Raw genomic sequence first — 20,227 nt, 5'->3', positions numbered from 1 at the left:
CGTCATCTCCTAAGAGACAACTCCTATATTCTATCAAATCTTAGATAAGCTGTCAACTACTTTTTTAAACTTTTTTAAAAGTTTTTTTCGTCCGCTCTCTCAGACTCATGCTCTCCGAAGAGAACTGTTATATCTTATCACATCTTAGAAACTTTGGCAAGTGGATTTTTTTATTTTTTTGAGCCTCTTTTTTGATGACTTCCTTTATTCACGGCAGTTTTATGTTGGTTAAATAGTTTTCTTCCTTAAATTCTCTTTTCAATAGCCCATTCCTGGCGATATTGAGCAAATCAAGGCTGAATTTGCGAATTTTATTTTTTTCTTCAGCTGATAAACTTTTTTGGGAAAAGTGTGTAAGATATGATTATTGTACTGGAAAAAACTAAAAACAGGGCATGTTGCCCTATTTTTAGTCTTTATGGATTTAGGCTTTTTCTGTCCAAGGTGTTGCAGTTGTTTCCAATACCTTGTTGAGGTCATCAATGTTTTTGAAACCTTCTGTGCGCAACCACTCGCGAGCTGCTTCTTTACCTTCTTTAATGTAAACTTCAACTGAACCAGCCCAAGTCGCACGTCCGCAAAGCACGCCGTTGAATTTAGCGCCTGCTTCAGCGGCAAAAACTAAAGTATCTTGGAAGAGTTTGCTGGAAACACCTGCTGACAGGTAGATGTATGGCAAATCAGTTGCTGCTTCTTGTTGACGGAAGAACTCGGCTGCTTCTTCTTTAGTGTAAACTACTTCGCCAGTTGCAAAACCTTCAACATAATTCATGTTAACAGGAACTTCAACCTTCAAGACATCCACGCCAAAACGCTCGTCTGAGAAGACTTTCATAGCTTCAATCACTTTACGAGGCTTGACTTTAGCAAATTCTGGGCTAGCGTTGTCTTCGATAGTTTCATCGTAGCTGAGGATTTCTAGATAGAATGGGATATCCTCTGCCTTACACTCAGAACCGATACGCTCCATGTAGGCTTGTTTTTGTAAGTTGATGTACTCATCACCATCCACATCATAGTATAGGAGGAATTTTACAGCATCAGCCCCTTGCTCTTTGAGGCGTTTTGCAGACCATTCCACCAAACAGTCAGGCAAACGACCTGGTGTGCTGGCATCGTAGCCAGTCTTTTCATAGGCTAACAGAAGACCTGCATTTTCATCTTTGACTTGAACCGCTGGCAAGCCGTACTCAGGATCAAGCAAGATAGATGAAGCATACTTGGTCAATTCTTCTGATACTAAGCTTTTGAGTTCTTCAATTTGCGCCACAGTTGGCTCTTCTGTTTGATGCTTAGCCATCATTTTTTTGAGAGCTCCGCGTTGGTCAAAGGCAAGCGCTGAAATGACGCCCTTGCTATCTGACAATTTTTCCATAAATGCACGTTTGTTTGCTGTTAATGTCATGTTACACCTCTTCTACTTTTAATTGTTGATACAGTTTATCATAGTTGGCCATATTGACATGACCGGTCATTTCTTCTTGAGCATTGAGCATGCCCAGGACATTGGCTTTTTTGAGTAAGTCTTGGTCACTTTCCTGATGGAAAATAGCTGACGCAATACCTGCAACAGTGGAGTCGCCCGAACCGACAGGATTGACCACATCGATTTTGGGGATAGTTACTCGGTAGAACTTGTCACCATGCTTAGCAAAGGCACCACCTGCTCCCAGAGACACCACAATCCACTCAATCCCTGCAAAGAGGTCATCCTGCAAAACAGTCTTGAGTTGGTCAATGTCTTTAGTCACTTCGAAGCCTAGCAAATCAGATAACTCATCGTTATTCGGCTTAATGACTGTCGGTTTATGTTCTGACCGTAAGACAGCCTCTAGGCTTGCCCCTGAACAGTCTAGGACAACTGGTCTACCCGCCTGTTGTGCCAAGTTCACTAAGCGAACATAGTAGTCTGTTGGCAAACCTGCTGGAAGACTACCTGAGAGCACCACTACTGCGGTCTTATCCAGAAGTTGTTCAAAGTGACGGAGAAAGTCCTGAGCCTCTTGCTCAGATAAGGTCGGTCCTGCTTCCAATATCTCGGTTTGTTGACCGTCATCATGTAAGATGGCAACACAGTTCCGTGTCTCGCCAGCAATTCTAAAGAAAGCTGACTCAACATTTTCTGGTAAGTTATCTTCTATATAATCGCCCAGTCGTCCGCCCAAGCAACCACTAGCCAAAACCTGGTCGCCAACTTCTGCGAGTACTCGCGTGACATTCAACCCCTTGCCTCCTGCCGTTTTACGGGCATTAGGGACTCGATTGACCTTGTCAAGAACCAGTCTCTCTAAGGGATAAGCAACATCTACCGAAGGGTTCATGGTAATGGTTAAAATCATCTCGTTCTCCTTTCTATAAAAATTTTACACTATTATTTTACAATAGTTTTCAGAAAACGTCAATAGTTTTTGTTTATTTTTGTTTGTTTTTAGAGGGTTGCGTTCTGGTTTGATTTTTTCGTTTGTCTGTGTTATGCTAAAGGTAAAGAAAACAAGAGAGAAAGAGGTGCTACATGTTAAAAAACGAGCGTCTACAACGTATTTTGGAATGGGTCAATAAACGAGGCTTGATTACCGTTCATGAAATTGTTGCTGAGTTGGATGTTTCTGACATGACTGTTCGCCGTGATTTGGATGAATTAGAAAAAGCTGGCAAATTGATTCGCGTTCATGGTGGGGCTCAGAGCATCGAAAACAATCAAAACTACGAAAAGTCTAATACTGAAAAACTCACCCAACAAATGGCTGAGAAAGAAGAAATCGCCGATTTAGCTCTGCCATTGATCCAAGACAATGAAACCATCTTTTTCGGCCCAGGGACGACACTAGAATGTTTGGCGAGAAAGGTGCTTGACCGTAATCTTCGGATCATTACAAACAGTTTGCCGGTGTTTAATATCTTGATGACCAGTCCTACCATTGATGTTATTTTAATTGGTGGCAAATACCGCGATATTACGGGTTCCTTTATCGGTAGTTTGGCCGATCAGAGCATTAAGAGCATCAAATGCTCTAAGGTCTTTGTTAGTGCTAATGCTATTTATAAGGACTTGATTTCTACCTATAGCGAGACAGAAGGAAAGACCCAACAGCTCTCCATCGATAGTGCTATTGACAAATACCTGTTGGCGGATCACACAAAGTTTGGTAAATATGACTTTTATCCATTCTATAGCACCAGCCGTTTTGACAAGATTTTATCAGATTCTGGGCTACCTGATGATGTCAAGGAAATGTACAGCAACTACACTGAAATTGTGACACCTCAAACTCCAACAGATGACGACTAGTTGTTATCTTTATAAAAACCAAGATTAGGTGATGCCTAATCTTGGTTTTTTGCTGTATCTGTCAAAAATTGAGTGACATTTGCTAGGATATCATCTGATTTAACCTGGCTAATGTTATAAAAATGGACAGACATGCGGTTACGAAACCAAGTTAGCTGTCGTTTTGCAAAACGCCGCGTGTTTTGTTTGAGTTTATCGATTGCGACATCTAGGGGACACTCTCCCGCAAAATATGGGAACAATTCCTTGTAGCCAATTCCACGGCTGGCTTGGGCATCACGGTGATGATCATACAGCCATCTAGCTTCTTCTAAAAGACCTTGCGTTACCATCTTATCAACACGTTGGTTGATGCGGTCATAGAGAATGACACGGTCATCGGTCAAACCGATGATGTAAGCATCGTAATCAGTTGGTTGGTTGGTTAGATCTTGCCCAAATTTGGCTAACTCGAGTGCTCTGATAGCTCGACGTCTGTTGGCCTGTGAGAGGGTGAGCTTCTGCTCGGCTATTTTTTCAAAGAGAGTTTCATCAGATAGTTGCTCGAGTGATCGGCGATAAGTAAGAACTGCCGCCTGATCCAGGTCACCGCCTAAGTGATAGCCCTCTAGCAAGCTCTGAATATAGAGACCTGTTCCTCCTACAATAATTGGCAATTTGCCACGACGAAGAATATCATCTATAGCAGCCCTTGCTTCTGTCACAAAATCATAAGCCGAATAGGTCTGTGTCACCTCTCGGACATCAATCAAGTGGTGGACTGCTGCCGCTTGCTCTACTGGACTGGCCTTAGCGGTCCCAATATCCAAACCACGATAGACCTGCTGGCTATCCCCTGAGATAATCTCTCCATCAAGGGCTTGAGCGAGCTGAATGCCTAGAGCTGTTTTACCAACAGCTGTTGGACCGACGATAACAAGTAATTTAGTTGGCATCATTCACCTGCCTTTCAAACGAATGGAGTGCTTTCTTTGGGGGCATTTTACCATGAACAACCACTGTCCAAAAATCGAGAAAAGGACGAGCTAATTCAAGGTAATCGTCAGAGGCTGGTATCAGACCTTGTTTTATGCGAGAGTCATCCATCCGCCTCATCATCTGACCAAAACTGTTACTAGATTTGGGACTACTTTTGATGATAGCTTTCTTAGCCTTCTGAACTAGGTCTTCAGACTGAAATTGTCGCATCTGCCCTTCCTTTCACACTTTTTTCTTGAATTTTAACAGTTTTTTCGTTACACTTATTATAACACAAGAAAAGGAGAATACCTATGGCTAAAAAAGGTTCATTTACAAAAGGTTTACTAACAGGCATCGTCAGCACAGCAGCTGCTGTGGCAGGAGCTGTTTTTGCGGTCAAAAAAACCATTATTGATCCTGAAGAGGAAAAAGCAGCATTCATCGAAGAAAACCGTAAAAAAGCAGCTCGTCGTCGGACAGCTCGCTAAGGCTTATCCAGCCTGTAAAAAAAAGAGCATCACGCTCTTTTTTTTAGTGCTCTAAAAGTTTTAACAACTCTTCATAATCGGCTACGGTATAAGTCGGACAACTATCGTCATCAAGTTCACGGTGGTGTGGGTTATAAAACACCGTATCCATCCCAAATTCACGCGCTCCCTTGATATCTGCCAGTTGGTTATCCCCTATCATCAAGCTCGTTGACAGGGAAAACCCATCTACTTGCTCTGCTATTTTCTCAAAAAAGCGCCTATCTGGTTTCGGAAAACCGACTTGCTCGGAGATAAAAACCGCCTCAAAGTAGCCAACTAACCCAGAGCAATTGAGTCGCCCCTCTTGGATAGTAGCGACGCCATTGGTCGCGGCATAGAGTTTGTAGCCTTTGGCTTTTAAGGTCAATAGCAGAGCTTCTGCGCCAGGGTAGGTTTGACCTTGCTGGCTAAGATAAGTTTCGTAGATGTTGGCCAGTTGTCGCCCATCTACAGCCTGCCCAAAATGGGCAAACAAGCGAGCAAATCGACTGTCGATTAACTCCTGCTTGCTGACTTTACCAGCTTCCAAGTCTCGCCAAAGTTGACGATTAATGGTCTGATAGGCAGCGTGATAGGCAGGTAAGTCAACAACATTAAAATCTCTCAGCAAAAGGTGCAAGGCCACCTCTTCTGCCGCATCAAAATCCAGTAACGTATGGTCCAGGTCGAAGAATAAATTTGTATAAGGCATTAGCTTTCCTGTCCCTTTTGCTGCTCAGTTAGCCGCTTTATCCCTTCCGCAATCCATTTAGGGAGTTGATCACGTAAGGGGTCAAAACCTGTTCGATAACGATGACGGGAAAAACGATGATAATTCGCTAAAGGCTGACCTTTTGAAGCGAGACTTCGCATAGAAAAGCTTACTTTTTTACTGTACTCATCAATGTCGATAATCTGTACGGTCACTTCTTGACCTATCGCGACTTGCTGATAAATGTTATCAACATATCCTGACTTTAGTTCCGAAATATGAACCAGACCAACCAGATCATTTGGAAGTTCAACAAAAATACCGTAAGGCTTGATGCCAATTACCGTGCCTGTTAAGGTATCGCCAACTTTCATCAGTCAATCACCTCAACATGCTCAATGACAACGTCTTCCAAAGGTCGGTCAGCATAATCCGTTTCAAGAGCAGCAATCTTGTCTAGCACCTCAAAGGAAGTAGCGTCAGCAATTTGCCCGAAAACGGTATGGCGACGATCCAAATGCGGGGTGCCGCCTTCCTTTGCATAAACCTCTGCAATGGCTTCTGGCCACCCACCTCGGGTCAACTCCTTTTTGCTAAAGGCTAACTTGCTATTTTGCACAATGAAGAACTGGCTACCATTGGTATTTGGACCGGCGTTAGCCATAGACAGAGCTCCTCGAATGTGGTAGAGCTCCGCAGAGAACTCGTCCTCAAAGCGATCACCGTAGATAGACTCGCCACCCATACCGGTGCCTGTTGGGTCACCGCCTTGAATCATAAATTGCTTGATAATACGGTGGAAAATCACACCGTCATAGTAACCTGACTTAGCAAGGGCAATGAGGTTGGCCACCGTTTTTGGCGCTTGCTCTGGGAAAAGCTTGAGGGTCATGTCCCCTTGGTTGGTATGGAAGGTGACGATTGGTCCTTGATGTTGGTCCAAATGTAGCTGAGGCAGGGTTAATTTTTCATCAATCAGACCCAGTTTTACTAATGCCTTGTAAATGCCGTCTTCTTCAACAGAATCAGTCACCAAATCGGCTTTTTCTTTAATGGCTTCAATCGCACCACCCATAGCGACTGACAGACCTGCATAATCAAAAACTTCCAAGTCATTTCTCTCATCGCCAAAGACTAAAATATTTTCAGGCTTGAGGTCGAGGGCTTTGGCAACTTGTTCTACCCCGAGGGCCTTGCTAACATGGGTCAAAACGACATCGGATGAGTTCTTATGCCAACGCACCAAACGAAGGTCTTTGGCTAGAGCTTCTGGTAGTTGCAGGTCGTCACCGATTTCCTCAATCGTCCACATCTGGTAAACCGCATGGTCTTTGTGAAAGTCTGGCTCAACGGCTAGTTCCCCATAGACTGGATCAAGGGCAAGTTCAACAATAGCGGTGCGTTTAGAGACGACAGCCTTTTGGCTACCTACAAAACCGTAATCAATCCCAACTTCATCACACCAAGCAACAAACTGCTCAACCAGCTCCTGTGGAATTGGCTCTGAAAACAATTCCTTACCTTTTTTGTCCTCAACGTATGACCCATTGATGGTAACAAAATAGTCAGGATTGAGTGCTCGAATTTCTGGCACGACACCGTAAATCGCTCGACCAGAAGCAATGCCTGTCACAATCCCTTTCGCTCGTAGTTGGTCGAAGACATAGCTGATGGTTTCTGGCATGTAGCTGGTCGCCTTGACACGTAAGGTATCATCGATATCAAAGAAAACAGCCTTGATTTTTTTGGCTTTATAACGTAATTTTGCCTGCATCTCATTTCCTCACTTTTAACAATTTCTCTCTATTATACCATAAAGCTAAAAACCAGTCGTTCCAAAAGAACGACCAGTTGATTTGTTTTATTTTTTTCATCAGCAACTAGCTTGGTGGTAAGCACTAAGCTAGTTATCTTTTTCCACCAAATTATGCTGAAATGCATAGACAACTGCTTGCGTACGGTCTGATACGCCTAACTTAGCTAAAATGTTAGACACATGGGTTTTCACTGTTTTGAGGGAGATGAAGGACACATCAGCGATGGTCTGATTGTCATAACCTTTGGCTAGCAATCCCAGAACTTCACGCTCACGGGCGGTCAACTCATCATGAGGCGCAGGCGTGTTTTTGTGGTATCGGAATTTACGATCAACTTCAGTTTGGATAGCTAGCTCCCCTTTGGCCACTTTTCGAATCGCGTGGAGAATTTCTGCAGCGCTGGAGGTTTTTAGCATGTAGCCTTTTGCGCCTGCTTGAATAACAGGGTAAATTTTTTCATTATCCAGATAAGAGGTCAACACCAAAATGTTGACATCAGACCAGCTCTTGAGAAGTGTCAACGTGGCTTCAACGCCATCCATCTCAGGCATAACCAAATCCATCACCACGACATCAGGTCGCAACTCTAACGCCATCTCAACACCAGCTCTGCCATTATCAGCTTCCCCAATAACATCAATATCAGCCTGCATGTTTAAAAAACTGCTAAGTCCCAGGCGCACCATCTCGTGGTCATCTACTAAGATCACTTTAATCTTGTTCATCATCGTTTTCCTCCAAAATAGGGACGCGAATATCCATAGATACTCCCTTGCCTTTGGCGCTTATGAGTTGTACACTGCCAGCCAAATCCTCAATACGGTCTTCGATATTTTTCAAACCGTAGCTCAAACTCCTCGCTTCATCAACATCAAAACCAACGCCGTTGTCAATCATTTTTAACTGGACTTCGTTAACTGTCTGCTTGAGATAAACATCTAGCTGACTGGCCTTAGCATGTTTGAGGGTGTTGCTGATAAATTCTTGAGCAATACGGAAAAGCTGTTCTTCAATCACTTTAGGCAGGCCCTGGATATCCTCATGATAGCTAATCGCCATATCGCTTTTGTCCCTTAACTCTGTCAAAATCATGGCAAAGCCTTCTGACAAGGTTTTGCCTTCCAACTCCGTCGGACGCAGATGCAAAAGTAAAATCCTTAAATCTTTTTGAGCATTTTGCAAAATATCTTCCACCGTAACCAACTGGTGTTTGATTTGCTCTATATCTAAATCTCCCACTACCTGAGATAACCCAGATACAATCATCGTTGCTGCAAACAGCTCCTGACTGACCGTATCGTGCAGGTCGCGCGCGATACGCTTTCGCTCACGCTGGACAATCTCTTGACCATTGTGAATGTAGGCATTTTCTGTTTTTTGCAGACTAGCTGTCAACTGCTGGATTTTGTTAGACAATCGTGTGATATTTGTTCCCAGCTCTGTATTTGGCTGTTTGGAGATGGTTTGATTAGCCAACATTCGCTTGAGGTTTTTATTGAGGTGGCGTTTTGCCACTTCATCTGACCAATACCAGACCATCAAAAATAGCAAGGTTAAGGAGAGACTCAAAGAGACAATCGCAAACAAGAGACGCCATACCCCAAAAGGATTGGCAGTCAAGTCCGGAAGACCCAAGCCAAAGCTGGTCATAATGATATAGGCAACTGCTGAGATGATGACGACCGCATACAAAAACATGACTAAAATGGTTTGTTTTTTCATCGTCGAACCACCTCAACTTGACCCGCAATAAGATTAACCATTATCTTGACTGACCGATGAGCCGAGGCATAAGATTCCTCCTCAAGTTTCAGTGACTCGTTACGCAAATCATACTCAGGAAAATCAAAAAACGTCACTGTCCCATACACTGCACTAACATTGAGGCTGACAGCCACATCAACCGGTACACGAATGACTGTCGGACCATACACCTTACGGATGATGATGACATTATCACACCCTGCCAAAATGACCTTTGACAAGTCCAGTGTATCTGAACCGCTCACACGAATAATATTCACATCATCAAAAGCGTAACTTTCCGTTAACACAGGTTCGCTAGAGCCAACCCAGTCATTTGGTCTGGGCGTTACTGACAGGTCTTGAGACTTAAATTCAATTAAAGCAAGCTGATTTTTTTCTTTGACTTGTGAAAAAGAGTTGATAATGGTATAAACAACCCCGAGTACCACAGCTGCAATCACGAAAGGATTCAGCATAAAGATTAAGAATAGTAATAATAAGCCCGCGGTCAAGAGAAAATTACTTTGATTGCCTTGGTTATAAAAGCGAAGTGCCAACAAGACAACGACTAAAATTAACAAAAAACTGTAGAGGCTCTCGGATAAAATGGTCATCAGCGCCAAGGCTAGGAGAACCGCTTCGACCAGTAAAAAGAATTGAAATTTTTTCATGTCTCTCTCCTTTCTTGCATTTTACCAGAAATCAGGCATTTTTGCAGAAATAAAACAACTTATCCGCAAAAAAAGAGGGAAATCATAAACCGTTCAGGTTTGATAACTCCCTCTTCTATTCAAACTAACGTTAGCATTAACTGCCTTCCGTTTGAGTTGATGTTGTCGTTCCAGTTTCAGAAGTTGACGATGTACTTGTGTCACCAGTTGTCGATGAGGGCACATAAGCTTCACTTGATGACGAGATTGATGAACTGCTAGCTTCTGCTGGGTCATCTTCCAAATAAAGCTCGATATAGCCCGCTTCTGATAAATTAAACAGTTCCCCTGAGTAAGGTGTCTGACCAGCAACTAATCGTCCTGCCACTGGAGTTTTAACTTCTAAGCCAGCCAGCGTGTAATATTTAATCTTAGAGGAGTTGACCCCTAGATTCTTCAGTAGAGCCGTCGCCTGCTCCTGCGTTGTGCCGATGAGATTAGGCATGGTGATATAGCTACTTACAGCCACTTCAAAGGTTATCTTACCTGACTTACCAATGGTGTAGGTTGAACCTGCTTTTGGACTCTGACTGAGAATCGTCCCTGCTTCTTCCTCTGTCGTCTTCACATTCTTCACAACAATTTGTTCAGATGTTATCCCATAATCTGACAGCAAACGAGAAGCAACACTCTCGTACGTCTCCCCAACATAATCTGGCATTTCAAAGCTCAGCCGTCCTGCAGAAACATAGAGGTTGACCTTGGCACCTTTTTTGCGGTTGGTGCCTGCGACAGGATCTGTTTTAACCACATGACCTTTTTCAACCGTTTCGCTTTCAACCTCGACCACCTGACCTAGGGCAAGACCTTCATCAGTTAACCTCTGGGCGGCTTGTTCTTGGGTCACACCGATAAGTTCTGGGACTTTAATTGTTGCAGGACTGCTCAATACTAAATAAGCAAAACCTGTCATCACAAGAAACATCAGTGCAACTAGAATTTTAGCAAGCGTTGAAAAGAGCGATGGTTTAGGTCGTTTAGTGGTGTGCGCTGCCTTTTCCTCAACGGGTTTATAACTACTGGTCTGCTCCACGCGTGGTGACCGACCTGGAATGGTTTGCGTCGTCTGGCTAACACGGGTTTGCTGACGAGGCGGTGGCACTGGCGTTGGTTCAACCTTCGGCAGAGGTTTTGTTACCGTTGTCTCTTCAAAGCTCAGTCGCCGTTCGTTGCGACGACTAGGATAAAGGGCTGTAGCAAGGTCACGACTCATTTGGAAGGTTGAGATATAGCGGTCAGTCAGTTTTTTGGCTGTCGCTCGAATCACGATATTTTCCAAGGATTGAGGAACCTGAGGATTTTCAGCTAAAATAGACGGTAGTGGCTTTTGAAAATGCTGAAGCGCAATGGTCACCGCACTATCTCCGTCAAATGGAATGTGACCTGTCAGCATCTCATAAAGCATGATCCCCATAGCGTAGATATCACTCTGTACAGTCGCTTTTGACCCACGCGCCTGCTCTGGCGAGAGGTAATGAACCGATCCCAGCATCGAATTGGTCTGTGTCAGGCTGGTTTCTGCAAAAGCAACAGCTATCCCAAAATCCGTTACCTTAGCACGACCTGATTTGGTCAGTAGGACATTTTGTGGTTTTAAATCTCGGTGAACAATGCCTTGCTGATGCGCTAGGGTCATGGCAGACAAGACTTCTGTCATGATGCGACTAGCTTCCTCACTAGTGAGAGGACCTTTTTCTTGGATATATTTTTTCAAGTCCCAACCATCAATGTATTCCATGACAATGAATTGCTGTCCTTCGTCTTCACCAATGTCACGGATACCAACAATATTGGGATGATTGAGTTCAGCCATAGCTCTAGCCTCACGTTGAAAACGTGCAACAGCGACTTGGTCCGTCTGGTAGTTGGTTCGGAGGATTTTGATAGCGACTTCCTCGTCATCTAAAATCAGGTCACGTCCGAGATAAACATCCGCCATGCCGCCTCGTCCGATTGATTTAACAATGCGGTAACGACCTGCAAATAGTTTTCCTGTAGCAAGCATCAGGCCACCTCCCCTCCGACTTGAACCAGGGCAACCGTGATATTATCCAAGCCTCCTGCAAAATTAGCTTCATTAACCAGCAATTCCGCTTTGCCTTCAAGGCTCAACTCATCTGTGATAATACGGGTAATGACCTCGTTAGAAACAAGGTTTGTCAGCCCATCACTATTGACCAAAAGATAATCGCCTGGGAACAGTTCTTGAATGGCTAAATCAATGTCTAATGGCTGCGATTGACCAACAGATTGCGTAATGATATTGCGTTGAGGGTGAGTCTGTGCTTCCTCAGCAGTGAGCTGACCTGCCTTAACGAGCGCATTAACCAAGGAATGGTCACTCGTCAGCTGATGGTAAATACCTTCTCGGACTAAGCCAACACGAGAGTCACCAACATGGGCAAAAATGGCATAATTGCCGACCAGAGCTAAGGCTTCGATGGTTGTCCCCATGCCTTGGTAGTCTTCCGTTTGCCCCATCTCAAAAATCTTTTGATTTTCAACTTGGATGGTCTCTAAAAGCCAAGAACGAATAGGCTCCCAGTCGCCCTCTGTAAACTCTGTACTAACCCAGGCACGCCCCAAATCTGTCACAGTCACCTGACTAGCAATGTGACCAGCCTTGTGACCACCCATACCATCAGCTAAAACAATTAAAGTCTGCCCACCTTTGTTTACAAACTTGTTGACATAGTCTTGGTTGTTCGACCGTTTTTGACCAATGTCCGTTTTTAAAGCTATTTTCATTTGTCATCTTTCCTTTCGTTCAGATACGAGAAGTACCAGCACTATCTGGCCCTTAATAACGGCGACGCAACTGGGCAATAAAGAAACCATCTGTCCCAAACTGCTCAGGGGTAATGACTAAGCAGCCCTCTGAGACGATGCTCTCCTGCTCGTGGCTGAGAGGCACCTGTTCAAAATTGGGATGGCTGGCCAAAAAGGCTACGATCACCTGCTGATTTTCCTCCGCCACAATCGTGCAAGTACTATAGGTCATTATACCACCAACCCGTAGGGTTTGACAAACACTAGCTAGAATCTCTAGCTGAATGGTCTTAAGGGCCATGAAATCCCCTGCTTCCTTGCGGTATTTGAGGTCTGGCTTGCGACGCATGAGCCCAATCCCTGAACAAGGCGCATCCACCAAGATTTTATCAAAGTGGTCTTTGGGAAAATAGCGGTGCACCTGACTGGCATCCAGTTTGAGTAGCTTGACACGGTCAGCCACTCCGAGACGCTCAGCATTCTCCGCAATCAAGTCCAGTTTGTGGTCATAGAGGTCCAGAGCTGTCACCTGACCTGTGGTTAAATAGCTGGCGATGTGAACCGTCTTGCCACCTGGAGCTGCACAAGCATCCAGGACCTGCTCCTCCCCTTGCAGGTTTAAGGTCGGCGCAACCAGCTGGCTGGTCTCGTCCTGAATAGTCACTAAGCCTTTAGCAAAATCAGCCGTCCCAGCAAAATGCCCGCTAGGCTTGGTCAAGCCGACAGGTGACAGGAGCGACTGGTCAGCCCCTGTTTCAGCCTTAATCCGCTCCAACTGATTAGGATCTGTCACTCGGATACTGGCCTTGTTACGGACGTAGAGGCTTGCCATGATGGCTACGGCGCGCTCCTCACCAAACTGGTCTATCAGCTTTTTGACCAGCCAGACAGGGAGACTATATTGCACAGCATAGCGCTTATTGACCCGCTTGATCTGAGCAGGGTTTGGGCGCTCTTCACGCAAGAAACGGCGCAGAACCGCATTGACCAGCTTGTCTGCCCCTGAGTGTTTGCCCCGCGCCTTAGCAAGGTCAACCGCAGCATTAACCACCGCATGGTCTGGAATTTTATCTAAATAAAGGATTTGGTAAAGGCTGGTCATGAGCAGGTAGTAGACCCAGCTGTCTAGCTTGTCTCGGTCGGCGATGTAGTGGGCCAAGTACCATTCCAGTGTGATTTTACGAGCGACGGTGCCGTAAACCAGCTCGGTGACCAAGCCCTTATCAGCTGGAGAGAGCGAGGCCTTGGTCAGATGCTGGTTGAGGGCAAGGTTGCTGTAAGCCTCTTGGTCAAAGATTTCCTCGAGAATCTGCAGGGCAAGTCCCCTTGCGGTATCTGTCTGCTTAGCCAAAGTAGTCACCTACCTGCAAGTCACGCCCAGCCCCATTGAGAAAGTCTGCAATCGACATTTTTGGCTTGCCAGCAGGCTGAACACTCAGGAGGCGAACAGCACCAGTTCCTGCCGCCACAATCAGGTCTTTCTTGGTTTTTGCGATGATTTGACCAGGTTTTCCTTGACCGTCTACTGTGGCAACCTCATAGAGTTTGAACCGTTCCCCAGCTAGGAAGGTATGGGCAACTGGGAAGGGATTAAGCCCTCTGACCTTATTGAAGACCTGACGGTTGGTCAGCTGCCAGTCGATAACTTCCTCCTCTGGTTGAATGTTGGGAGAAAAGGTGACTTGGCTTGGGTCTTGGGGTTCTGGGGTAATCTCACCTGCCAGATACTTGGGCAGGCAATCCAGTAGTAAATCACGTCCCAGCTCTGCCATTTTTCCAAAAAGCGTGCCGACGTTGTCACTCTCCAAAATCGGGGTCGCGCGCTTGGCGACCATATCCCCAGCATCCATCTCCTTGACCATCTCCATAATGGTCACGCCGACCTCCTCGTCACCGTTGATGAGGGCGTAGTGGATAGGCGCCCCGCCGCGGTATTTGGGCAAAAGGGAGGCATGAACATTGAGGGCAAAACTCATGGACTTGAGCAGGCGTTCAGGCAAAAACTGCCCAAAGGCTGCCGTGATGATGCCGTCTGCGCCCAGGGCAATCAGGTCTTCTAGCTCCTGACTGCCAGAGAGTTTCTCAGGCTGGTAGACAGGGAGCTCGTTGGCAAGAGCCAGCTCCTTAACCGGTGTCATGGTCAAGGTTTTCTTACGCCCGACGGCACGGTCAGGCTGGGTCACTACAGCCATAATCTCGTAGCGGTCGTCGTTGAGCAAGCCTTGGAGAACAGTCGCGGAAAAGGCGGGTGTCCCCATAAAAATCAGTTTAGTCATCTCTTCTCTTTTCTATTTCTAATGGTAATCCTACCGGCCCTTGCAAGGCCGCCTTGTCTCTACTATTATACCATATTTGACAAGGAAACCCTCGCCAGTTGGTTTGCTGACACGGTAAGCACTCAAGAAAAGCACTCTGACGACTGAATTGTAGTGCCACAAGTGCTTTACTGAAATTTTTCAAAACATCTATAACGATTGATAGACTACTTCGCAACATCATCTCATCAGCAAGAGAGCTGCTGGTGGAGGACTATAACAAGAGATACTCACATGACGTTCTGCGGTTCATAGTCAATGCTCACCCTCAAATCCTTATTGGTCTTGTCTTGAGTCAAGTCAAGGAGTTGATTAAGAGCGTCTTGGAGCTTGGGTTCTTGTTTGAAGGTCAGTAGCAACTGGTAATGGTAAAGGTTGTGGGTTCTGGAGACAGCTTTTGGGACAGGTCCTAGATACCTCACCTGATCAGACAGGTGAGTTTTGAGCAGGTCCAGAAAAGCATAGCTGGCCTTAATGGCTGCCTGCTCGTCCTTGTGGGAAATGGTCAGGGCAACGGTGTAAAAATAGGGTGGGTAGCCCAGCGCCCGTCGGATACCCATCTCGTAACGGTAAAATCCTTCGTAATCGTGATGTTTAGCAAAGGTAATGGCATAGTGATTGGGGTTGTAGGTCTGGATGATGACCTCCCCAGCCTTGTCCGCCCGACCAGCCCGACCAGCTACCTGGGTCAAGAGCTGAAAGGTGCGCTCGGATGCCCTGAAATCAGGCAGGTTGAGCGAGGTATCTGCATTTAAGACCCCGACCAAGGTCACATTTGGGAAATCCAGTCCCTTAGCAATCATCTGGGTCCCCAATAAAATGTCTGCTTTGCCATTGCCAAACGCTTCTAACAGTTTCTGGTGACTACCTTTTTTCTTGGTTGTGTCCACATCCATCCTGAGGATTTTGGCTTCTGGAAAGAGCTGTTCCAGCTCATCAGCAGCCTTTTGCGTGCCTGTCCCGTAGTAGGAGATGGAGGCACTCTGACAGTTCGGACAGGTTCTAGGAATACCCTTGGTAAAGCCACAGTAGTGGCAGTTCATGGTGCGAGTGGCCATGTGTAGGGTCAGGGAAATGTCACAGTTGACACAATTATCCACATAAGAACAATCCCGACACATGACAAAGCTGGAGTAGCCCCTGCGGTTGAGGAGAAGCACCACCTGCTCACCCTTGCTCAAGCGGTCACGGATCTTTTCGACCAAAGGCGGCGTAAAATTGCCCATCTCCTGCTGACCGATATAATCCCTAAAATCAACGACCTCCACTGTCGGAATGACCGCTAAGGGGTTAGCACGCTCGGTCAAGGTCAAGAGCTGATAAACCCCTTTGCTGGCACGAGCCCGCGATTCGATGGCGGGTGTCGCCGATCCGAGCACCAGAGCAGCCTTATGGTGTTTGGCACGTAGCACCGCCACGTCTCTGGCGTGGTAGCGAGGGTTGGATTCTTGCTTATAGGTCGCCTCATGCTCCTCATCGATGATGATGGCTCCAATATTCTCTAAGGGAGCAAAAATAGCAGAGCGGGCACCGACGACGACCTTAGCCTGTCCACGGCGGATTTTCAGCCATTCGTCATACTTTTCCCCATCCGATAGCCCGGAGTGCATGATGGCCACCTGTTGACCAAAACGTGAGATAAAGCGACTGGTCATCTGTGGGGTCAGGGCAATTTCAGGCACAAGGACAATAGCAGTTTTGCCCATCTTCAAGGTTTGGTCGATGATGTGGAGATAGACCTCGGTCTTACCAGACCCAGTCACCCCCTCTAGCAAAAAGGGTGAGCTCTCTTGACCGATGGCAGCAGTTACTGCAGTAACTGCCGCTTGTTGCTGGCTGTTGAGCTGGATAAACTTGGTCTGTTTGACCCCGTCAAAATAGGCCTGACTACGACTCTCCTCGCGCTCGGTCACTAGTAACACCCCTTGTTCTATAAACCAGTTGACCACTGCAGGCGAGAAGGTCTTATTGAGGTCACTGACCTTACCGTCATCTGGGTGTTTAGTTAGAAACTCAGCTAGCTCCAAGCGTTTTTTTGCTCTTGGAGCAATAGCTGAGCGGTCGAGCTGGTCAAGATTGACCTGATAGTATCGGACCGTTTTGACCTGCTTTTTATCTGTTGCCAGATAGACAACTTCAGCTTGACCAGTCTTAACCAGGTCCTTGACCTGAACCTGCTGGTCAGCAGTCAACTCTGCCAGCCTCATCTCTTTTTTCCCAGTTGGGAAAAGGTCTGAAACAAGATCAATCGAGGTAAGCTTGACCACCTTGTCATAGGCTGAATTGAGCAGGCTGGGCAGCATGGCTTTAAGCAGGCTGATTTTATAAGAGAATACTGTCCGACGCAAAGCGTCAGCCAAATCCAACTGTTCCTGATTGAGGACAGGCTCTAAATCCAAGACTGCTAGAACAGGTTTTAACGTCATGTCCTGCTCAGCCATTTCTTCAACACCAACCACAAAGCCTTGCAAGGGACGGTTGGTCGCTCCAAAGGGAACATGAACCCGTGAGCCAACTGCAATCAGAGCCACCAGCTCGTCAGGAACCAAGTAAGAGTACGGCTGGTCGGTCTGTTTGAGTGGTAAATCAACGATAATCTGGGCAATTTTTGGCATGATGTGATACGGAAAAATCTAAGATTGGGGACAACCTTAGATTTTTTCTCCTTCTTCTTTTTCTTTTGCGATTTGTTCCTTGATTTTACGCTCTTCCTCTTCACGTTTGAGGCGTTCCGCTTCGATACGCGCCAGCACAGCTGCCCGTTTAGCATCTGGATCTGGGTGAATGGTCACGAGACCCGCTTCAATTTCTTCCAAAGCACGCAGGGTTGATTTGACAGAGCTGAAACTTTTAGTCGTTGGCTTGGCACCCGCTTCAAGTTCGTGCGCTCGCTTGGCTTGGAGAACGCAAAGGGAGTATTTTGATGGCACCTTGTCCAGCAAGGTGTCAATAGAAGGTTTTAACATCATATATCATAATCTCTTTTCTGTAAGTATCGGAAAAATAGCAGAGCTAAACAAGTTTGAAACGACGATTAGCACTTATTCTGTATCTTTGCTGTTGTCTCACTTTGACCAAGTGCCTACTAGAGACAGCAGTTAGTTAGGAGAGGTGACGTATTCCTTTGACCAATTCCAGCAATGAGCAAAAACAACTTAAATGTCCTTGATCATGTCATTGTAGTGACCGATGCAACGCTCTACTCGGAAATGCTCAACTTCAATAATTTTCTTAACCCGTTCAGCAGCCAGATGAACTTCATCGTTGACCACTGCGTAATCGTATTCTCGCATGAGGGCAATTTCCTCTTTGGCTCGTGCGATACGTTGGGCGATAACGTCTTCTGAGTCAGTCCCTCGACCGACCAGACGGTCTTGTAATTCTTCTAAATCAGGCGGTGTCAAAAAGATAAAGACCCCATCTGGCACCTTTTTCTGAACTTGAAGCGCCCCTTGGACCTCGATTTCGAGGAAAACGTCTATGCCCTTGTCCAAGGTTTCATTGACGTAGGTCAAGGGTGTGCCGTAGTAATTACCGACGTACTCTGCATACTCCAACATTTGACCGTTACGAATGAGCTCCTCAAACTCTTCGCGCGTGCGGAAGAAATAATCAACACCGTCTACCTCCCCAGGTCGTTGGGGACGAGTCGTCATCGAAACAGAGTAGGCAAATTTATTATCTGGGCTTGAAAAAATGGCTTCCCTTACTGTGCCTTTCCCGACACCGGATGGACCAGAAAAGACAATCAGCAATCCACGTTCAGACATGATAGGCTCCTTTTATGTTCTTCCCTCTAGTTTAACAGATAGAGGCTAAATTGGCAAGTAGGTTACTCTTTTCACCAGAGAGACTCACCACATTGGTTTAAGTAAGGTGAAAGCGGTACCTACACCCGGTGCGACATCCTCAAGTTTTTCATGATTTTGCAGAAAATTATCAGGTGAGATATTTCACCTGCCTAGCTATCCACTGGTTTTTCTAAAAGACTCAATATTTGCTTCATATCAGACAAGCTGAGTTGACTTGATGATTCTTCACCAACAGTGGCGATTGTCCAGTCACTGCCAAACAAGTCACCAAAAAAACGCGTGACCTGACCCAGCTTTCCTGAGGCAATGGTCATGTAAGTCTGGTCTGGGTGCAGAGATTTAAAGCCTCGAGTGTAATTCATCATGTCGAGCACATCTTGCTCTGTCTGTGGAGTTAACACCAGTTTAACCACGCGAGGTGATAAGGCAGTTAGTTCTGAATAAATTTCCATGATATTGTCAGGAACTTTTTCAGTATCGTAATGAGAGAGAATAAGATTTGAAAAGGTCAGCAACTGTTCAAAAATAGCTTGTCGCTCCTTGTAAGGCACTTCAATATAGTCAGGCTGATAGAGCTCTTGGACTTGCTTAATCAAATCCACATACACCTCATCAGGTAACCATTGCTGGCTATCTTTTTTCTGATGGCCTAAACTGAAGATCATTTCATAGCCTGAAAATCGTTCAAATATAACTGGAGCAACTGTTAAAATCTCTTCTGGAGGCAACATATCTGCTCGCCACTCAATAAGCGTTGCTCCCTCATAATGACTGAGCTCAAGCGCCATTGCTTCTTCAAAGGATTTGGGCATAATCGGCACAAGAATATTCACTTGATGACCTCCATGATGATAACTTTTAGGTAGTTGCTACGAGCATCTACTGGATTAACTGTAAAATCACTTGGCAGTTGATAAAAGCTGATCTCACGATAAGCCAGTCTCCCCATACCTTGGTGAATCTGCTGGCGGAACTGGCGGAGACTTAGGTTGCTGGCATTTGTCGAAGCAATAATAAGACCGCCATCTGCTAAAAGTTCAACCGCCTGAGCCATCAATTTATGATAATCTTTAGCTACTGAAAAGGTTTGTTTTTTATTTCGAGCAAAACTCGGCGGGTCAAGAATGATCATATCATAGCTCAGCCCTTTTTTCTTAGCATAACGACAGTAGTCAAAAACATCCATCACAATAAAGCGGTGTGGACTAAGTGCTAAGCCATTCGCCGTAAAATGAGCTGCCGATAGCTCGCGACTACGCTTGGCTAAATCAACAGACGTCGTTTCACTAGCCCCACCAATCGCTGCCGCAACAGAAACATACTAAGATTAGTAGTGAGGAAATCTCCGACGGGAGAGAGTACTCACTACTTTTTTCATTCTCAAGATGATAAAGTAGAGGTGTCTTGTTAAGTCGTGGGGCTTTTTGACGCTAGACGTCGCAACAAAAACTGGCAAGACACCTGTTTTAGAAAGAATGTTATCAAAGTATGTGGGACGCTAGACGTCGAGTATTGAAAATGACATCTCTAAAACAAGGAATCATTCAAGACAAAGAGGTAGTATCATGCGTGCAGTTTTCGGGATTGA

The 20,227-nt window shown here is 45.7% G+C and carries 20 protein-coding genes and 1 pseudogene; 2 read left to right on the top strand and 19 right to left on the bottom strand.

Annotated features, from left to right (window positions below):
* Nucleotides 1–424 precede the first annotated feature (424 nt).
* Both lacD and A3GW_RS0106430 read right to left on the bottom strand, forming a co-directional pair.
* On the bottom strand, nucleotides 425–1,405 hold the full coding sequence (gene lacD, locus A3GW_RS0106435; protein WP_018368480.1) for a tagatose-bisphosphate aldolase: 981 nt from the start codon (nucleotides 1,403–1,405) through the stop codon (nucleotides 425–427).
* 1 nt (nucleotide 1,406) lies between these two features.
* Complete coding sequence (locus A3GW_RS0106430; protein WP_018368479.1) at nucleotides 1,407–2,339, bottom strand: tagatose-6-phosphate kinase; 933 nt, start codon at nucleotides 2,337–2,339, stop codon at nucleotides 1,407–1,409.
* 173 nt (nucleotides 2,340–2,512) lie between these two features.
* Here A3GW_RS0106430 and A3GW_RS0106425 point away from each other — a divergent pair, with 173 nt between their 5' ends.
* On the top strand, nucleotides 2,513–3,289 hold the full coding sequence (locus A3GW_RS0106425) for a DeoR/GlpR family DNA-binding transcription regulator (protein WP_018368478.1): 777 nt from the start codon (nucleotides 2,513–2,515) through the stop codon (nucleotides 3,287–3,289).
* 35 nt (nucleotides 3,290–3,324) lie between these two features.
* Here A3GW_RS0106425 and miaA read toward each other — a convergent pair whose 3' ends face one another.
* Both miaA and A3GW_RS0106415 read right to left on the bottom strand, forming a co-directional pair.
* A complete protein-coding gene (miaA, locus tag A3GW_RS0106420; protein ID WP_018368477.1) occupies nucleotides 3,325–4,224 on the bottom strand; it encodes a tRNA (adenosine(37)-N6)-dimethylallyltransferase MiaA in 900 nt (299 codons plus the stop codon).
* Entirely contained in the window at nucleotides 4,214–4,477 is a 264-nt protein-coding gene (locus tag A3GW_RS0106415) for a hypothetical protein (RefSeq protein WP_018368476.1), read from the bottom strand. Before A3GW_RS0106415 ends, miaA begins: the two co-directional genes overlap by 11 nt.
* An 83-nt stretch (nucleotides 4,478–4,560) precedes the next feature.
* Here A3GW_RS0106415 and A3GW_RS11495 point away from each other — a divergent pair, with 83 nt between their 5' ends.
* Nucleotides 4,561–4,737, top strand: coding sequence for a DUF3042 family protein (locus tag A3GW_RS11495; protein ID WP_018368475.1), 177 nt, complete (start codon nucleotides 4,561–4,563; stop codon nucleotides 4,735–4,737).
* A gap of 43 nt (nucleotides 4,738–4,780) precedes the next feature.
* Here the strand turns inward: A3GW_RS11495 and A3GW_RS0106405 are convergent, their stop codons facing one another.
* The 15 genes and pseudogenes from A3GW_RS0106405 to A3GW_RS10915 form a co-directional block, all read right to left on the bottom strand.
* On the bottom strand, nucleotides 4,781–5,470 hold the full coding sequence (locus A3GW_RS0106405; RefSeq protein ID WP_018368474.1) for a YjjG family noncanonical pyrimidine nucleotidase: 690 nt from the start codon (nucleotides 5,468–5,470) through the stop codon (nucleotides 4,781–4,783).
* Nucleotides 5,470–5,844: a CvfD/Ygs/GSP13 family RNA-binding post-transcriptional regulator gene (locus tag A3GW_RS0106400; protein ID WP_018368473.1), complete on the bottom strand. Its 375-nt coding sequence runs from the start codon at nucleotides 5,842–5,844 to the stop codon at nucleotides 5,470–5,472. Before A3GW_RS0106400 ends, A3GW_RS0106405 begins: the two co-directional genes overlap by 1 nt.
* Entirely contained in the window at nucleotides 5,844–7,244 is a 1,401-nt protein-coding gene (locus tag A3GW_RS0106395; RefSeq protein WP_018368472.1) for a Cof-type HAD-IIB family hydrolase, read from the bottom strand. Before A3GW_RS0106395 ends, A3GW_RS0106400 begins: the two co-directional genes overlap by 1 nt.
* Before the next feature lie 129 nt (nucleotides 7,245–7,373).
* Nucleotides 7,374–8,015 (bottom strand): response regulator transcription factor, encoded by a 642-nt coding sequence (locus A3GW_RS0106390; protein WP_083907124.1) that lies wholly within the window; start codon nucleotides 8,013–8,015, stop codon nucleotides 7,374–7,376.
* Nucleotides 7,999–9,009, bottom strand: a complete 1,011-nt coding sequence (locus A3GW_RS0106385) for an envelope stress sensor histidine kinase LiaS (protein WP_018368470.1) — start codon at nucleotides 9,007–9,009, stop codon at nucleotides 7,999–8,001. Before A3GW_RS0106385 ends, A3GW_RS0106390 begins: the two co-directional genes overlap by 17 nt.
* Entirely contained in the window at nucleotides 9,006–9,704 is a 699-nt protein-coding gene (gene liaF / locus A3GW_RS0106380; protein WP_018368469.1) for a cell wall-active antibiotics response protein LiaF, read from the bottom strand. Before liaF ends, A3GW_RS0106385 begins: the two co-directional genes overlap by 4 nt.
* 136 nt (nucleotides 9,705–9,840) lie before the next feature.
* Nucleotides 9,841–11,748: a Stk1 family PASTA domain-containing Ser/Thr kinase gene (pknB, locus tag A3GW_RS0106375; RefSeq protein ID WP_018368468.1), complete on the bottom strand. Its 1,908-nt coding sequence runs from the start codon at nucleotides 11,746–11,748 to the stop codon at nucleotides 9,841–9,843.
* The gene (locus A3GW_RS0106370; RefSeq protein ID WP_018368467.1) at nucleotides 11,748–12,491 is read right to left on the bottom strand and encodes a Stp1/IreP family PP2C-type Ser/Thr phosphatase; all 744 of its coding nucleotides are present in this window, start codon (nucleotides 12,489–12,491) and stop codon (nucleotides 11,748–11,750) included. Before A3GW_RS0106370 ends, pknB begins: the two co-directional genes overlap by 1 nt.
* 52 nt (nucleotides 12,492–12,543) lie before the next feature.
* Nucleotides 12,544–13,863, bottom strand: coding sequence for a 16S rRNA (cytosine(967)-C(5))-methyltransferase RsmB (gene rsmB, locus A3GW_RS0106365; RefSeq protein ID WP_018368466.1), 1,320 nt, complete (start codon nucleotides 13,861–13,863; stop codon nucleotides 12,544–12,546).
* Nucleotides 13,856–14,788 carry a methionyl-tRNA formyltransferase gene (gene fmt, locus A3GW_RS0106360; RefSeq protein WP_018368465.1) on the bottom strand — a complete coding sequence of 311 codons (933 nt, stop codon included), beginning with the start codon at nucleotides 14,786–14,788 and terminating at the stop codon, nucleotides 13,856–13,858. Before fmt ends, rsmB begins: the two co-directional genes overlap by 8 nt.
* Nucleotides 14,789–15,057: 269 nt before the next feature.
* A complete protein-coding gene (locus A3GW_RS0106355) occupies nucleotides 15,058–17,442 on the bottom strand; it encodes a primosomal protein N' (RefSeq protein ID WP_018368464.1) in 2,385 nt (794 codons plus the stop codon).
* Nucleotides 17,443–17,478: 36 nt separating this feature from the next.
* Nucleotides 17,479–17,796 (bottom strand): DNA-directed RNA polymerase subunit omega, encoded by a 318-nt coding sequence (rpoZ, locus tag A3GW_RS0106350; protein WP_018368463.1) that lies wholly within the window; start codon nucleotides 17,794–17,796, stop codon nucleotides 17,479–17,481.
* A 186-nt stretch (nucleotides 17,797–17,982) separates the two neighbouring features.
* Nucleotides 17,983–18,597: a guanylate kinase gene (gene gmk / locus A3GW_RS0106345; protein ID WP_018368462.1), complete on the bottom strand. Its 615-nt coding sequence runs from the start codon at nucleotides 18,595–18,597 to the stop codon at nucleotides 17,983–17,985.
* A 191-nt stretch (nucleotides 18,598–18,788) separates the two neighbouring features.
* Complete coding sequence (locus A3GW_RS0106340) at nucleotides 18,789–19,472, bottom strand: type I 3-dehydroquinate dehydratase (RefSeq protein WP_018368461.1); 684 nt, start codon at nucleotides 19,470–19,472, stop codon at nucleotides 18,789–18,791.
* A pseudogene (locus A3GW_RS10915) lies at nucleotides 19,469–19,954 on the bottom strand (class I SAM-dependent methyltransferase); the annotation flags it as partial. The pseudogene A3GW_RS10915 and the gene A3GW_RS0106340, both read right to left, overlap by 4 nt.
* Between the last annotated feature and the right edge of the window lie 273 nt (nucleotides 19,955–20,227).

The organism is Streptococcus entericus DSM 14446, assembly GCF_000380025.1.
Taxonomy (GTDB): Bacteria; Bacillota; Bacilli; order Lactobacillales; family Streptococcaceae; genus Streptococcus; species Streptococcus entericus.
The sequence above is the reverse complement of the archived record's forward strand: the minus strand, read 5'-3'. Positions and strand labels throughout refer to the sequence as shown.